The following is a 15,325-nucleotide window of genomic DNA, read 5'->3' as shown; positions in this document are numbered from 1 at the left end:
GCTCACTTGTCGCCTCCGCCGCTCAGCTTCGGGCTCTCCGGCGCGGGGGCGCGCACGGCGGGCCCCGTCACGCTGCCCACCAGCCCGTCCGGATAGACGGCCTCGGCGGCGAGGGCCTGCTTGGGCTCCTTGAGCACCGGGTACTCCTTGGGGCGGAACCGGTTGAGCGCCTCCAGCGTGCGCCGCGTCCACTCGTTGGTGATGCGGCTCTTGCGTGCCTCCTGGAGCGTGGCGGCGTAGCTCTCCACGGCCGCGTCCTCCAGCGTCGCGGTCTGCTGCGCCAGCAGGTCCTGGTAGGCCACCACGGCCTCGTCGCCGAGCCGCTTCACGTCGGGGGGCACGGGCGTCTCGACGATGGTGTTGGCGAAGCGCTCCAGCGCGTTGCCGCGGCGATAGAGCGCGGCCAGCGTCCACTCCAGGCGCTTGTAGGGATAGACGCGCGCGTAGGCGTCATTCACGGACTTCACCGCGGCGCGCTTGCTGGTGAAGCTGCGCTCCAGCGCCTTGCCCTTGCCGCCGATGCGCAGCTTGTCGAACTTCTGGAACTCCACCTCGGCCTGTTGGAAGCGGCCGTAGGCCGCGGCGTCCGCGGCGAGCGGGTGCTCGTCCGGCTTGAGCTTGCGCCGGTCGAACTCGTCTGCCGCCGCGCCGTACTCCCGCTGCGCCTCGCGCTCGTTGCCGAGCTTCTTCCAGGCGTCGCCCATGCGTCGGCGCGCGTCCACCACCAGCTCCACCTGACCGGGCTTGCTGGCGAACTTGCGGACGAACTCCTCCAGCGCGCGCACCTCGCCGCGTGCGTCGCCCTGCTTCTCCAGGATGAGCGCCGCGCGGTACTGGTTCTTGGGCGCATCCTCGGTGGTGGGGAACAGGTCCGCGTAGCGCATGAAGGCCGCGGCGGCCTCGGGGTAGCGCTGCTGGCCTTCGAGCAGGCGCGCGGAGTTGAACAGCGCCGCCTCGCGGTCCTTGGAGGCCGGGTAGTCCTTCACCAGCTTCGTGTAGCTGGCCACGGCCTTGTCGAAGTCGTACGAGTTCTCCGCGTTGACGGCCACGCGGAAGAGGGCCGCATCGGCCAGCGTGGACTTCGGGTACTCGCGGTAGATGCGCTCGTACAGCTTCAGGGCCGAGTCGAAGCGGCGCGTGTTCTCGTAGGCGACCGCCGCGTTGTTGAGCGCCTTGTCGGCGAACTCGTGACGGGGCTCCTCGTTCACCAGCGCGATGTATTTCTGCGCGGCCTCGTCGTTCTTGCCCTCGGCCAGGAGTTGATCCGCCAGCTTGAAGCGGCCGGCGAGCTTGAACTTCACGAGGTCCTTGTAGAGTTCACTGGACGGGTCGATGACCTGCGTGTTGCTGGCCAGCCGCGCGCTGACCTCCTCCACGCTGCGCCAATCCTTGTCGATGAGGAACGTCTCGACGATGAGGTTGGTGGAGTACTTGGCCACCTCGTGCTTCGGGTACTGCTTCACGATGTCCTCGAAGCGCCGGCGGGCCTCGGGGAACTCGTTGTGCGAGTAGTACAGCTCGGCCGTCTTGTAGGCGATGCCCGGGGCCTTGTCCTCGCGGGGCAACAGGGCCACGTACTTGTCCGAGGCCTCCACCAGCTTGTGCTCGGTGGCGGAGAACGCCAGCGGCTTGACGGTCTCACCCGCGGGGCGCTCGGTGGAGCGCAGCGGCTTGAGGTCTGGCGTGGTGCCCGCCTTCACCTCTTGCGCGAGCTGCTGCTGCCACGCCAGCACCGTGCTGAGCGCCGCGTCCTTGCGGTACTTCTCGTCCATCCCCGAGTCGCGCACCTGCGCGTAGTTCTCCGCGGCCGGGGCGAACTGGAACGAGTAGTAGAGGCAGTCCGCGTAATAGAAGCGCATCTCGTACGCGCTCTTGCTGTGCCCGAAGCGCTCCAGGTAGGCGCCGTACGCGCGGGCCGCGACCTCGAAGCCCGCCTTGGCCTCGTCGAAGCGGCCCTCCTTCTTGAACACCAGTGCCTGCTGGTGGTGGTAGATGGCGGACGAGTAGAGGCTCTTCTCCGCCAGCGCGTTCGCGTTGGAGAGCGCCTCCGGGTCGCCCTTGTTCTTCGCGTACCACTCGCTGCCGGGCTGGTAGCGCGTGGCGAGCTGCTCCGAGGCCGCGAAGGACTCGTCGAGCTTCCGGTCCCGCTCATACGCCTGGACGATGCGCTGCTGGAGCTGCGGCGCATCCTTCGCCATCGGGTCCTTGCTCAGCACGAGCTGGTACGCCTCGATGGCCGCCGCGTGGTGCGTCTGGTCGAAGTAGACGTTGCCGAGGCGGCGGTAGATGTCCGCCTCGTAGGGCCGAGGGCCGCGCTGCGCGAACAGGGCCTGGGCCTTGGCGAGGCCCCCCCAGTTCTCGTCCGCCAGCGAGACGGCCACGTACTGGAGCGCCTCCTCGCGCAGGTCGCCGCCGCCCGCTTCGTCACCCTGGGCCTGCTTCTGGGCCTCGTAGAAGTCCGCGAGCGTGAGGAACGCATCCACCGCCTCGTCGAAGCGGTCCATGCGGTAGTACGTCCAGCCGAGCTTGTAGAGCGCCTTGTCGTAGAGCGGGTGGTCCTTGTCGCTCACCGCGGCCTTGTAGGCCTCCGCCGCCTTGGGAAGCGCGTCCGGGTCCACGTAGTTGTCGAACCAGTACTCGCCGATGCGCACGTGCGCCTCGGTCGCGAACCGGCTCTTCGGATAACGCGCGATGAGCTCCTGGTACGCGGAGCGGCTCTCCTCGAACTGGTTCTCCTTCTCCAGGCAGTAGCCCAGGAGGTACGAGGCGCCGTCGTTGAGCCGGTAGTCCGGGAAGCGCTTGAGCAGGTCACGGTAGAGCGCGATGGAGGGGCCGTAGTCCACGTCGGGCTCGGGCGGGGTCTCCACCTGCGAGTCCTCCGGCATGGCCTTCAGCCGCTCCTCGTAGTCCCGCATGGCGAGCAGCTGCGTGTCCGACGAGCGCTCGTAGTACAGCTCCGCGAGCCGGAACATCACGTCCGGCGTGTAGCGCGGCTCGTTCGGGTAGCGACGGAGGAACTCCTCGAAGCGCGCGATGGCGTCCAGCCGCTCGCGGCGCTCCTGTGACTCCAGGTCAGCCAGCGTCTTCTCGTACGTGGCCACCAGCGCGCCGCGCTTCTGCTCGTACTTGCGCTCCACCAGGAGCTGCACTTCGTGGTGGAACTGGCGCGACTCCTCCTCGTACGCGCGCATCGCACGGCTGACTTCCTGGAGCACCGCCTCTTGCTCGGCGGTGTGCCCGAGGCCCTCCAGGTACTGCTGGCCCTGCGGTGCCTCGGGGGCCTGGGCCTGGGCCAGACTGGCCCAAGGTGCCAGGCAGAGCAGGGCGGTGAGGACGGGGCGCCGCATGTCACTGGCCCCCTTCGGACAGCACGCCCTTGAACTCGGAGTCGAGCGCGCGCAGCGCCTCGTCCTTCTGCTGCGACACGTCCTGGATGCGCGTGGTGTTGTCCTGCTTGCGGTTGAAGGCCACGTCCACCACGCCCACGTCCGCCTTCAGCACCAGGTCATAGAACTGCTGACGCACGCGGCGGAAGCTGTCGTACGCGATGCGCCCCACCAGGTTGCGCGCGTCGCCGGACACGGTGGTGACCTCGGCCTCGTACTGTTGCAGCAGGGCCTGCTCGGCCAGCACCTTGTCGCGAATCTCGCGCCCGCGTCGCTGGAGCTGCGCGTGCAGCACTTCTTTGGCGGCCGCCACGCGCACGCGCAGGGCATTGGCGCGGTTGCGCACCTCGTGGGCGCGGAGGATGGCGCGGGCGCTGTCCTCGGGCAGCCGCCCCTCTCCGACGATGAGCAGGTCGTGCTCGCGCACGAGCGCTGCGGCGTAGCGGGTGCGGATGGTGGCCTCGCCAGCCAGGGACGTGTCCACCGAGTTGCGCTCATCCGCCAACTGGCGGCGAGTCTTGTCCAGGTCCGACTTCAGCTCGGACAGGGTCTCCGCCTCACCTTGGAGCTGGACGAGGAACTCGCGCTCCTCATCGGGGGACGTCTTGCGGTCGCGGCGCGTGTCGTCCACCCACTTGCGCACCGCCATGGCGATGGCGTTGAGGCTCTGCAGCTCGTAGCCGAGCCGGAAGGCCTCGCGGTCCACCTCGTCCACGCGGGACTGCATGCGCCGGCGCCGCTCCTCCAGCTCCTTCTGCGTGGTGGGCAGCGAGGCGAAGCGCACGCGCAGGGCCTCGCGCTCGGAGCGGGCGGCGGCGAGGCGCTGCTGCTCTTCGTGGGTCAACCGGCCCTCCACCAGCGAGGACTCCAACTGCACCAGCGACTGCTCGGCGTGCGTGAGCGCGGTCTCCACCGCGTCCGCGCGCGTGTAGCCTTCCTGAAGTTCGGGGAACGTCTCCAGGCCGCGGGAGTCGAGCGCCGAGAGGATGCGGTCCGCGATGGCCTGGGCCTCGCCCGCGCCCTTCCGGCCGCTGTCGATGTCGCTCACCATCCGGAGCGCGCCCGCCACTTCCTTCTGCGTGGAGGCGTACTTGAGCGCCAGCGGGGGCAAGAGCGCGTTCACATCCATCAAGCGGTCGCCGCGCGCGAGCAGGTTGTCGAAGTAGGAGACCGGGTCGTGGTTCACGCGCAGCAGCGCGTCCATCTGGTCGCGCACGGGGGCATAGGTGCTGACCACACCGTCATAGGTCTCCAGCGCCTGGCTGTACTTGTGCAGCTTCTGGAGCAGCGTGCCCTGGAGAATCTGCGCCTCGGGCGCGAGCTGCGAGTCGGGCGCCACCAGGAGCAGGATGTCCGTGGCGTCCTTCGCCTTCTGGAAGTCGCCCTTGCGCACGTGCGTCCAGGCGATCTCGTAGAGGGACTCCGGGAACGACTCGCTGTCGCGTGGCACCTGCCCGTAGCGATCCAACGCGTCGTCGTAGCGGCCGGACTCATAGAGCAGCCGCCCCAGCGACAAGAGGGCCAGGTCATGGATGCGCCGGGCGTCCGCGTCCGCCATGTTGGAGGATACCAGCGGCGCGGCGGGGGGCTCGGCGGGCTGTTTCCCCGGCGCGGCGGGCGGCGCGGGCAACAGCTGCTGGAACCACCCGATGGCGGCTGGGAAGTCTCCGGCCTGCACGGCCACCACGCCCAGGTGGTACACGGCCTGCGCGCGGAACGGTCCGGGTGTCTGGGCCAGGGGCGTGAACGCCTCGCGGGCGCGGGCGAAGCGCTCCGCGTCCGGCAGGTCCGAGCGCTTGAAGGTCCAGCGCGCGTAGATGTACGCGATGTCGGGCGTGAGCTGGCCACCGGACAGCTTGCGCGCCTGCTCCACGTAGCCGTCGATGCCGTCGTACTGATTCAGGCGCCCGGCCACCGCGAGGAAGCGCGAGAGGGCGTCCTTGAAGCGCGCGACGGAGAGCGAGGGCCGCGACAGCAGCTCGCGCAGGTACACGCGCGCGCCGATGTAGTTCTTCTGCTGGAACAGCGAGTCCGACAGGTAGAAGAGCGCGTCCTCGTAGTGGGGGCTCGCCTTGAAGCGCGGCTCGCTGATGAGGTCGTAGAAGAGGACGGACGCGGCGGCCCAGTCTCCGAGGAGGTACTGAATCTCTCCGTCGGAGAAGCGGCGCGTGCGCGAGTCTTCGTCGCTGGGTTCGGGGCGCAGCGTGAACTGCGTCTCCACGAAGCGAAGGTTCTCCTCGGCGCCTCGCAGCTGTCCTTCCACCTGCTCCAACTGCGTGGCCGAGGGGCCGGAGTAGGGCCGGTCCACGGCGGAAGCGGCAGCGGGACCCATGAGGGCGGCCGAGAGGGCGAGGGCGCGGAGCGACGCGGTCACGACGAGCGCCCCCTACTTCGGCTCGGAGGTGGTGGTCGCCGGCACCGGAGGGCTGGACGTATCCGGAGGCGGCGCCTTCTTCGCGGTATCGCGCGCGACCTGCAGGTCGTAGCGCACCGCCGGGCGATCCTTCATGTCCGTGGTGAGGCCGCCCTTCTCCAGCCCCACCACGCTCACGGTGGTCACCTTTCCCGCCTCCGCGTTGAAGGTGTAACTGGATTGCACCTTGAACTTGTAGCCTTCCAGGTAGTTGAACACGCCGTAGCCGTTGCCGCGGTACACCAGCCGCACGGCGATCTGATGCTGGCCCGGCACGATGCGGCCGTTGAAGACCTCCAGCTCCTTGCGCTTGTCGAGGTCTCCCTTGCTGTCCACCTGGGTGAAGATGGGCGCGCCGTCCAGCGCGTACGCGACGGACTCCAGGAAGAAGGAGTTGCCCATCTCGTTCTTGTGGATGACGACCGCGCGGGCGCCCATGGAGAGGTCGCCTCCCAGCACGGTCTCCTGGAGCAAGAGCAGGCGCGCCTTGGAGCGGTAGATCTTCTCCTTCAGGTCGACGACCTGCTCCTCCAGCGTCTTCACGCGGGTGTTGAAGGCCTCGTCCGCCGTCTGCGGCGCGGCCACCGCCGACGCGGGAGCCGCTGCTGCTGGCGCCGGAGCGGAGGTCGCGGGCGCTGCCGCCGGGGCCGCCGCGCCAGGGGGAGGCGAGGCGGCCGGCTCCTGCGCCAGCGCTGGCACGCACAGGGTGGCGCTCAGGAGCGCGAGGAGACGGAGGGAGGCGGAAGCGACACGCACGGTGCGACCTCTGAAAGCGGCCCAGCCTGGCGGCATGTGGTCATACCATCCTTTCCGGCGGGTCGCCCGGAGGGGAGGGCATGTCTCGTCCTCCCAGGAATCAGCCGCCCTTACGAAGTTCGGTAAGCACCAGCTTGGCCACCGCCTTGAGCGTGTCGAACACGCCGACCCCCGTGGGCGCCACCGCCTGGTATTCCGGAATCATGCGCGGGTTGAGCGCCTTGCGCATCTCCTCCACCGTCACCGCGTTGGGGAGGTCCCGCTTGTTGTACTGCATGACGTACGGAATCTTGTTCAGGTCGTAGCCCTGCTCGGCCAGGTTCACGCGGAGGTTCTCCAACGACTCCATGTTGGCCTCCATGCGCTCGATCTGGCTGTCGGCGACGAACACCACGCCGTCCACGCCCTTGAGGATGAGCTTGCGGCTGGCGTCGTAGAAGACCTGACCGGGCACCGTGTACAGGTGGAAGCGCGTCTTGAAGCCGCGAATCTCACCGAGCGACAGCGGCAGGAAGTCGAAGAAGAGCGTGCGATCCGTCTCCGTGGAGAGCGAGATGAGCTTGCCCTTCGTGTCCGCCGCGGTCTTGTTGTAGATGTACTGAAGGTTGGTCGTCTTCCCGCAGAGTCCCGGCCCGTAATAGACAATCTTGCAGTTGATTTCGCGGGATGAGTAATTGATGAAGGACATGGCTTCCCGGGTTACTCGCTGAAGAGGTTGTCGATATCGTCGTCGGAGATCTCGGCGAACGGCGAACCGGCTCCGGGGCTGTCCGTCTTCTTCACCAGGCTCTCGAAGATCTTGGTCAGCTCATCGCTGGCCTTCTTGATGCGCAGGCGAACCAGACCCAGGCTCGTCCGGTTGTCGAAGATGACAACCAACACGACCCTGCTGCCGACAATGGTCATGTAGAGCGAGTCCTTCGCTCCCTCATGGAACTGGTTGGGGAACTCGTTCTCCCCGATCAGCTTGGCGAGCCCCCCCATGGCCGCGACATTGCCTGCAGTCAGCGACGCCAGTGAGGTCGTGTCGATGTTCTGCGTCTGGCCCGCCGAGGAGATGAGCTGGCCGTTCTTGTCGACGAGGAAGACGACCTTCGCGTTCGCGTCCTTGGTAAGTCGGTCGCAAACCGCGTTGATCTTGGTGAACTCCTCTTCGTACATCACCAGTTGCGTGCCCATGGGCGTATGCGCTCCTCAGCGTTCGCTCGCCCCGCTCACGGCGGCGCTCCGATGTTTCTGGAGTGAATCCCGGAGGTTAGACGAGGCGCTACCGACCGTTGGCATGCTTAGCAAAGCAGTTCCACTCCAGCAAGAAGCCAGCCGTGATCCGTGCGGGTTCCTGGATCCGGGACCGGAGCGCCCGGACGGAGTCCAGGCCCCACACCCGGCCCGGTGGGTCCTGGCCAGGAACACGGGGTTACCTCGTGCCTCGGGTTTGGGTGCGTTCACGGCCTTCTCTATACTCCGCCGGGCCTTGCCTCGCCCGAGCCGCCCGTCCGCCATCGTCCCGCTCCTGCTCGCGCTCGTCGCGATCACCCCCGCTGCGTTCGCGCAGTCCTCGGGGGATGGGGAGCATGCCTCGCTCCGCCTCCGTTACGGGCTCTCGCTGCGCCAGGGCCAGCAGTCCGATGTAGGGCCGGGGCTCACCTATGACGGCATGACGCCGAATGATGTGTCGGCGCAGGCGACCGGGTGGGTCGGCTCCTGGTTGGGGGCGTGGGCGAGCGTGCAGCGGGAGGCGTTCGACTTGAAGGCGGAGGGGGCGCGCGTCACGGGGGGCAGCCTGTGGCGGGCGTCGGTGGGGCCTCGGGTGCGCGCGCTGCTCGGGCCGGTCCGGTTGGAGGTGGCGGCGGGCTATGGATACTCGCAGCTGCCGCTCTTCGCTGGGGCGGAGTCCCCCGAGTTGGCGCGAGGCATCCGGCACGCCGCGCTGGTGGGGGGGCGCGTGCTGGTGCCTCTGCCTGCGGGCCTGCGGCTGGAGGGGCGCGGCGAGGTGCCGCTGACGCTTTCCGCGAGCGATGCCTCGGGCGCGAAGGCCCAGGCCTCGGGCTATGCGGTGGGGGGCGCGCTGTTGGTGCCGCTGACGCGCGCGCGCGGCTGGGCGGGCACCCTGGTGCTGGACTTCCAGCAGGTTCACGACACCGTGACGCTCGGGGATGTGACGCGCTCCGAGCAGCGGCTGCGCCGGGTGGGCGCGGCGCTGGAGTTCACCTGGGAGGCGGAGGCCCCTGCGCGGGCCGCGCCCGAGGCGGTGCTCGATGCGCGCGGGGCGCTGGCGCTGCGGGTGGTGGACGCGGCGACGGGCGCGCCGCTCGCCGGCGCTCGGGTGACGCTCGTCGTGGACGGCGAGGCCCGGGCGCCGGTGGTGGCGGATGCCGACGGGCGGGTGGACGCGACCGAGCTTCCGGTGGGAGAGGTGCTGGCGCGCGTTCAGGTGGAGGGCCATGAGGAGGCCGAGGCGCGCGCGCAGGTGGTGGCGGGCGGCCGGGCGGAGTTGGAGGTCCGAGCGCAGAAGCCCGCTCCGGTGATGGGCAGTCTGCGGGTGACGGTGGTGGATGCGGCGACGGGGGCACCTCTGCCGGATGCGCGCGTGGCGGTGGGCTCCGTGAAGGCCCGCGCGGATGTGTCCGGCAAGGCGCGCATCGAGGGGCTCTCGCCGGGGCCGGTGTCGGTGGCCGTGGTGGTGCCCGGCTTCCGTCCCATGGAGGACGCGGCGGTCATCGTGGCGGGACAGCAGTCCGAGCTGGCCGTGGCGCTCTCGGTGGAGCGCAAGGCGGGCGAGCTGGCCACCCTCACGGGCCAGGTGCGCAGCACGCGGGGCGGCCGTCCGCTGGTCGCGACGCTCTCGATTCCTCAGGCGCGCGTGCGCACGCGGGCCGACAAGACGGGCGCCTTCGCTGTCCGAGTGCGCGGCGGGACCTACCGCATCGTCATCTCCGCGCCCGGGCATCGGCCCCAGAGCAAGAGCGTCACGCTGCGTGACGGCGAGCGGGCCATCTTCAACGTCGATCTCCTCCCGAGGGCCCGGTGAACTCCGCGCGCGTCCTGATGCTGTCCCTGGTGGTCGCCTCCGGCTGTGGCGATCCGCAGACGCCGCCTCCGCCCGCTCACGCGCCTGTGGCCGCCGCCGGACCCGTGGATGCGGGCTCGGCCGTGGTGCTGGCGCAGTTGGAGGGTGTGGCCGGGGATGTCCGGCTGTCTCGCGCGGGGAGCACGGGCCCGGTGGTCGCGGGGACCTTGTACGCGGGCGACGCGGTGGAGACCGGGGCGGATGGCAAGGCCACGGTGCGCTTCGCGGACGGGCACACGGTGGACGTGGGCTCGGAGGCGCGCTTCGCGCTGGGCTCGGACTCGCAGGGCATCGTGCTGACGGTGGCGCGCGGCGTGGTGCTGTCGCGCGTCCCGGCGTCGGCTGGCACGAGCGTGGGCTCCGGCTCGGGAAGCGCCGCTCCGACGCGGGTGGCGTTGAGCATCCTCACGCCCTTTGGCCTCACGCGGGTGGGCTCGGAGCCGAGCGAGGTGAGCGTGCGCGTGGCCGAGGACGCCGCGCACGTCGAGGTGAAGCTGGGCGCCATCGAGTTCGTCTCCAAGGACGGCCAGACGCTCCGCGCCGACGCGGGTGAGTCCGTGGAGGTCGCCTCGGGGCGCGCGCAGGTGGTGGGGCGGGCCGCGCGCGTCGTTGAGTTGGCGCCCATCTCCGTGACGCTGCGGACGGCGTCTGGACGCGCGGAGGTGAAGTCGAAGGGGTCGGCGCGGTGGCGTTGGGTGCGCAAGGACGGCGAGGAGCTGGCCGCGGGCGACGGTGTTCGCGTGCGCAGCGGCACGGCGGTGCTGACCCTGCGAGACAGCGCGTCGCTGCTGTCGCTCACCTCGGGCTCGGAGGCGGTGCTCGAGGGCGCGGGGCAGGGCGGTACTTCGGACGAGACTCGGTTGGACTTGCGCAAGGGCTCGCTCGGGTTGCAGTTGGCCGCGGGGCGCTCGAGCCGCGTGGTGCTGCCGACCCTGTCGCTGGAGGGCGCGGGGGCGGCGCGTCTCGCGGTGCAGCGGACGGCGTCGGGGCTGCTCGTGGAGGCGCAGGCGGGGGATGTCACCCTGGTGCGCGGCGAGGCTCGGCAGCCGCTGCGGGCGGGGGAGCGAGCCACGGTGGAGTCCTCGGGCACGGCGGCGCCTCGGGTCGAGCTGTTGGAGCGGGCCGCGATGGAGCTGGCTCCCGGCGACAACGGGGAGGTGTTCCACAAGGGCCTGGGCCAGGTGGCGCTCACCTGGGAGGGCGCGGGGGATGCGGTGGTGGACGTGGCGCAGGACTCGGCCTTCACGCGGCCAATCTTGACGGGCCTGGTGCATCAGCCCTTCGTCAACGTGGCGGCACCGGCGCGCGGCGCGCTGTATTGGCGCGTGCGCAAGCCGGACGGCACGCAGGTCTCGGCGGGCAGTGTGCGCTTTGCTCCCGAAGAGGCGCCCAAGGAGCTGGCGCGGCTGCGCAACGTGGTGCCCGAGGGCCCGGAGAAGACGACCATCTTCTACCAGGACAAGCCTCCCGCGGTGACCTTCACCTACGGCGCGGAGGCACGCGCGACGAGCTACCGCGTCGCGGTCTACCTCGTGGGCGAGCTGTCCTCTCCGGTCGCCGAGCGCACCGTCTCGGACACGCACGCCGCGCTGGACGCGGGCGCGCTGCGTGAGGGCAGCTACCTGTGGTCGGTGACGCCGCTGTCCTCGGCGGGGGCGGCGCTCCAGGGCGGACGGATGAACAAGCTGGAGCTCATCTATGACAACTCCGTGCAGGAGCTGGTCATCGAGTCCCCCCGCAACGGCCAGCCGGCGGCGGCGAAGATTCGCGCGACGGGGGTGGCTCCGGTGGACTCGCACCTGTCCATCAACGGACGTCCGGTGACGCTGGACGGCAAGCACCGGTTCGATATCTGGTCGGTCCCCGTGGGAACGCCGCCGATGCTGGTGTTTAAGATGAGTCGTCCCGGTGCCCCGGCGGTTCAGACGGTGCGCACCCTGAAACAGCGAGGGCCCTGAGGCGATGTCACCCCCCCAGCCCACCGTCCCCATTCCGGAGAACTCCGGCGCGTCCGACACGCCCCTGCTGCGGCCCTATGGCCAGTATGTGCTCGTGCGGAAGCTGGCCGAGGGCGGGATGGCGGAAATCTTCCTGGCCAAGCTGCTCGGCACCGACGGCTTCGAGCGCAACGTCGTCATCAAGCGCATGCTGCCGCACCTGTCCAACATCCCCGACTTCGTGGAGATGTTCCGAGACGAGGCGCGGCTCGCGGCCAAGCTCTCCCATCCGAACATCATCCAGATCCACGAGCTGGGGTTCACGGACGGCTGCTACTACATCTGCATGGAGTACCTCGCGGGCGAGGACTTCTCCACGACGCTGCGGCTGGCGGGGCGCCGCCGTCAGTACGTGCCGCTGCCCGTGGTGCTGCGGGTCCTCATCGATGCGGCGCACGGCCTGCACCACGCTCATGAGTTCACCAACGAGCAGGGCCAGCCGCTGCACGTGGTGCATCGGGACATCTCGCCCTCGAACCTGTACCTGACCTACCAGGGCCAGGTGAAGGTGCTGGACTTCGGCATCGCCAAGGCCGAGTCGCGCCTGGTGCACACGCGCACCGGCGTGGTGAAGGGCAAGTACATGTACATGGCCCCGGAGCAGGCCCAGGGGCTGGAGGTGGACCGCCGCGCGGACATCTTCGCGCTCGGCGTCAGTCTGTACGAGGCCGTCACCCATGTGCGGCCCTTCGCGAGGGACAATGATCTCGCCGTCCTCAACGCGCTGACGCGTGGCGAGTTCGAGGCGCCGAGGACGCTGCGCGCGGACCTTCCCGAGGTCTTGGAGGCCATCATCCTCAAGGCCATGGCGGGTCAGCGCGATGACCGCTACGCCACCGCCGAGGAGTTCGCGCAGGACCTGGAGATCTTCCTCGCGGAGCATCTGCGCGCCACGGGCGCATCGACGACCCTCGCGGCCTTCCTGCGCTCGCACTTTGGCGAGGAGCGCTTCACCGAGCGCACCCGGATCCCCACGCTGGCGACGTTGAATGTCTCGGCCGCGGTGGAGGGCGTGGCGCAGCCCGCGGCGCCCGTCGTCGCGCCGCCGCCCGTTTCAGCCGCTCCCGCGCCTGTGCGGACGGGGGCGGGAGATGGCGCCACCGTGCAGGGCCGGCCGTGGGTGCCACCGGTCTCGTCTGAGTCGGACAAGGCTCCGGGAACGCCCACGCGGTCCGGGCCCGTGGAGATGGCTCCCGCGCCTCGCCGGTGGCGCTCGTTGGCCGTGGGGCTGGTGGGAGGACTGGTGCTCGCGGGCGGTGCGTTCGTGGTGGCGCGAGCCTGGGCGCCGGGGGACGCGCAGCCTGCCGCCCCCGCGGTCGTGACGGCTGTTCCTGTCCCGCCTGCGGCCCCCACGGTGGAGCCCGCGCCGGCTCAGCCTCCGGAGGCAGCTCCCTCGCCAGGGGGCGACGCGACGCCATCGGACGTGACCGCGCATCCGGCCGCGGGTGCGGCTCCGGGCTCGGTGGCGACTCCGGAGGGGGCGACTCCGACCGAGCCGGACAAGGTGGCCGTTCCCGCCGTGGGCACGGGGACGCCGGGGCAGGACGCGGTCGCGTTCGCGGCGGACACGCGGCAGCCCGCGGCGAACCCCAATCCGAAGGGCGCGGCTCGGCCCGCGAAGCTGGTGACGCTGGGCATCGACGACATCCAGCGCGTGGTGTCGGGTGGGCGCTCGCGCATCACCTCGTGCTTCGAGCGCTTCAAGGCCGACCTGCCCGCCAGCCAGGGCGAGGTGCAGGTTCAGCTTCGCATCGTCTCGTCGGGGAAGGTGACCGCGGACACGAAGGGCCCGCTGGCTTCGACCGAGGTGGGGCGGTGCCTGGAGTCGCAGGCGCAGCGGCTGCGTTTCCCGGCTCACCGCGACCAGGAGGTCACGGTGATGATGCCGTTCTCCTGGCGGGTGACACAGTAGGCGGCGCCCGCTCTCGAGTCAGAGCGGGCACGAACCTCAGAGGTCGCGCCTCGCGGAGAGCGCCTTGGCCAAGGTGGCCTGGTCCGCGAACTCCAGGTCGCCGCCCATGGGCAGGCCCTGGGCGATGCGGGTGAGGCGCAGACCCATCGGCTTGAGCAGGCGCGTCAGGTAGAGCGCGGTGGCTTCCCCTTCCACGTCCGGGTTGGTGGCGAGGATGATCTCCTCCACCCGGCTGTCGTTGAGGCGCTCGAGCAGCTCCTTGATGCGAAGCTGCTCGGGGCCCACGCCTTCCAGCGGGGACAGCACGCCGTGCAGGACGTGGTAGCGCCCCTTGAACTCACGGGTGCGCTCCAGCGCCATCAGGTCCGCGAAGGTCTCCACCACGCACAGCGCGCGCTCCTCGCGGCGCGAGTCACGGCAGAAGCCGCACAGCTCCGAGTCGGTGAGGGAGAAGCAGCGGGTGCACAGGTGCACCTTCTCCTTCACCTCGCGGATGGCCTGCGACAGGTCGACGGCGAACTCGCCAGGCGCGCGCAGGATGTGGAACGCGAGGCGCTGGGCCGTCTTCTCGCCGATGCCCGGAAGCTTCGCGAGCTGCGCGACGAGTCGATTGAGCGGATCGGGCGTCATCCGGCCTTAGTTAATGCCGGGGATCTTGATGCCGCCGGAGATTTTGGCCAGCTCGCTCTGCATGTGCTGGCGGCTGCTTGCCAGGGCGGCGTTCACGGCGGCGGTGATGAGGTCCTCGAGCATCGACGGGTCGTTCGGGTCGATGGCGGACTTGTCGATCTTGATGCTGCGAATCTCCTGCACGCAGTTGGCGACCACCGTCACGCGGCCCTCACCGGCCTTGGCTTCGACGGTCTCGTCCGCCAGCTGCTTCTTCCGCTCTTCGATCTTCTCCGTCAGCTTGTTCGCCTGCCGGATGAAGTAGTTCAAATCGATGCCAGGCATGTGCTTCCTCGGTCCGCGGACGTGGGAGCGGGCGCCGGCATGGCCCCGCTCGGACATGGGACTGTGACGCGCACCCTACCGTTGCGCGCGGGGGTTGTCAGGGGCTCTCCTCGGGAGTGTCGCTCAACGGGGTGGCCGCCGGGCGCGCGGCTTCCAGCACCTGGATGTGTTCGATTTCGCCCCCCAGCATCCGGAGCACGGCGCGCACCGAGGGGTGATTCCGCACCTTTCCCTCCGTGCTCTTCTCGTGCGCCGCGCGGCTCTGGGCGTCCTGCTCGGCGATGCTCAGCGAGCCCCCGTTGGGCTCGGCGGCGATGTCCTGGATGGTGAGCTTGACGGGCCGGCCGAAGTGGTCGGCCAGGGCCGCGTCAACGGTGCTCTTGCCCGAGGCCGACGTGACGGCGTTCTTGTGGAACCCGGCCTGGGGCGCGAAGCCCAGGATGATCTCCCCGGCGCGCATGGAGAGCATGCGGCCATTGGCGAGCGCCGCGCCGTGACGCGGCGACGATGACTTCACGGTCTCCACCGCGGCACGCCAGCGCTCGGGCAGCGAGAGGTTGGGGTTGTCGCGGCCGTTCCCGACGCGAGGCGCGGGGGCAACGGGGTCGGGCTCCGGCTCGGGGGCTTCCGGCTCCGGGGCAGGGATGCACTCGCCTGAAGCACAGCCCTCAGCCGAGCCTTCCTCCGCGAACAGTCGCGCGTCCTCTTCCGCCGGGAACGGGGGCTCGGGTGGCCCCGAGGGCTCCGGGCGCCGCACGTTGGTCACGCGCACCGTGGGCACGGGCTCCGCCGGGCGGGAGACCGGAGTCGGCCCGATGGGGGGGCTGGTCGCAGGCT

11 protein-coding genes are annotated in these 15,325 nt (G+C 70.0%); 3 read left to right on the top strand and 8 right to left on the bottom strand.

The window, feature by feature from the left end; genetic code table 11:
* Positions 1-2: 2 nt before the first annotated feature.
* The 5 genes from KRR26_RS28465 to mglB all read right to left on the bottom strand — a co-directional run bounded on the left by KRR26_RS28465 (position 3) and on the right by mglB (position 7,734).
* Positions 3-3,347 carry a tetratricopeptide repeat protein gene (locus KRR26_RS28465; RefSeq protein ID WP_217081320.1) on the bottom strand — a complete coding sequence of 1,115 codons (3,345 nt, stop codon included), beginning with the start codon at positions 3,345-3,347 and terminating at the stop codon, positions 3-5.
* Position 3,348: 1 nt separating this feature from the next.
* Positions 3,349-5,760, bottom strand: a complete 2,412-nt coding sequence (locus KRR26_RS28460) for a tetratricopeptide repeat protein (protein ID WP_217081319.1) — start codon at positions 5,758-5,760, stop codon at positions 3,349-3,351.
* Between the two features lie 12 nt (positions 5,761-5,772).
* Entirely contained in the window at positions 5,773-6,555 is a 783-nt protein-coding gene (locus tag KRR26_RS28455; protein ID WP_120209423.1) for a dihydrolipoamide acetyltransferase, read from the bottom strand.
* A 100-nt stretch (positions 6,556-6,655) separates the two neighbouring features.
* On the bottom strand, positions 6,656-7,243 hold the full coding sequence (gene mglA / locus KRR26_RS28450) for a gliding-motility regulator Ras-like GTPase MglA (protein WP_120209387.1): 588 nt from the start codon (positions 7,241-7,243) through the stop codon (positions 6,656-6,658).
* 11 nt (positions 7,244-7,254) lie between these two features.
* A complete protein-coding gene (gene mglB / locus KRR26_RS28445; protein ID WP_002637270.1) occupies positions 7,255-7,734 on the bottom strand; it encodes a gliding-motility regulator GTPase-activating protein MglB in 480 nt (159 codons plus the stop codon).
* Between the two features lie 295 nt (positions 7,735-8,029).
* Between mglB and KRR26_RS28440 the strand changes: the two genes are divergently transcribed.
* From KRR26_RS28440 to KRR26_RS28430, 3 genes are read left to right on the top strand one after another with little or no spacing between them, the layout of a single operon-like run.
* Positions 8,030-9,586, top strand: coding sequence for an MSCRAMM family protein (locus tag KRR26_RS28440; protein ID WP_328707228.1), 1,557 nt, complete (start codon positions 8,030-8,032; stop codon positions 9,584-9,586).
* 17 nt (positions 9,587-9,603) lie between these two features.
* Complete coding sequence (locus KRR26_RS28435; RefSeq protein WP_217081334.1) at positions 9,604-11,583, top strand: FecR family protein; 1,980 nt, start codon at positions 9,604-9,606, stop codon at positions 11,581-11,583.
* Positions 11,584-11,587: 4 nt separating this feature from the next.
* Positions 11,588-13,534, top strand: coding sequence for a protein kinase domain-containing protein (locus KRR26_RS28430; protein WP_217081317.1), 1,947 nt, complete (start codon positions 11,588-11,590; stop codon positions 13,532-13,534).
* A gap of 36 nt (positions 13,535-13,570) precedes the next feature.
* Here the strand turns inward: KRR26_RS28430 and recR are convergent, their stop codons facing one another.
* The 3 genes from recR to KRR26_RS28415 all read right to left on the bottom strand — a co-directional run bounded on the left by recR (position 13,571) and on the right by KRR26_RS28415 (position 15,269).
* Positions 13,571-14,164: a recombination mediator RecR gene (gene recR / locus KRR26_RS28425; RefSeq protein WP_120209384.1), complete on the bottom strand. Its 594-nt coding sequence runs from the start codon at positions 14,162-14,164 to the stop codon at positions 13,571-13,573.
* Positions 14,165-14,170: 6 nt separating this feature from the next.
* Entirely contained in the window at positions 14,171-14,488 is a 318-nt protein-coding gene (locus tag KRR26_RS28420; protein WP_120209383.1) for a YbaB/EbfC family nucleoid-associated protein, read from the bottom strand.
* Positions 14,489-14,585: 97 nt separating this feature from the next.
* Positions 14,586-15,269, bottom strand: coding sequence for a DNA polymerase III subunit gamma/tau (locus KRR26_RS28415; RefSeq protein WP_328707227.1), 684 nt, complete (start codon positions 15,267-15,269; stop codon positions 14,586-14,588).
* Positions 15,270-15,325: the final 56 nt, after the last annotated feature.

The sequence above is a fragment of the Citreicoccus inhibens genome (assembly GCF_019039035.1).
GTDB classification, from domain to species: Bacteria; Myxococcota; Myxococcia; order Myxococcales; family Myxococcaceae; genus Citreicoccus; species Citreicoccus inhibens.
The sequence above is the reverse complement of the archived record's forward strand: the minus strand, read 5'-3'. Positions and strand labels throughout refer to the sequence as shown.

Bases quoted from the DNA above. Each gene is read 5' to 3' on its own strand.
- mglA (WP_120209387.1), bottom strand. From the start codon at position 7,243: ATGTCCTTCATCAATTACTCATCCCGCGAAATCAACTGCAAGATTGTC.
- KRR26_RS28430 (WP_217081317.1), top strand. From the start codon at position 11,588: ATGTCACCCCCCCAGCCCACCGTCCCCATTCCGGAGAACTCCGGCGCG.
- KRR26_RS28435 (WP_217081334.1), top strand. From the start codon at position 9,604: ATGCTGTCCCTGGTGGTCGCCTCCGGCTGTGGCGATCCGCAGACGCCG.
- KRR26_RS28420 (WP_120209383.1), bottom strand. From the start codon at position 14,488: ATGCCTGGCATCGATTTGAACTACTTCATCCGGCAGGCGAACAAGCTG.
- recR (WP_120209384.1), bottom strand. From the start codon at position 14,164: ATGACGCCCGATCCGCTCAATCGACTCGTCGCGCAGCTCGCGAAGCTT.
- KRR26_RS28465 (WP_217081320.1), bottom strand. From the start codon at position 3,347: ATGCGGCGCCCCGTCCTCACCGCCCTGCTCTGCCTGGCACCTTGGGCC.
- mglB (WP_002637270.1), bottom strand. From the start codon at position 7,734: ATGGGCACGCAACTGGTGATGTACGAAGAGGAGTTCACCAAGATCAAC.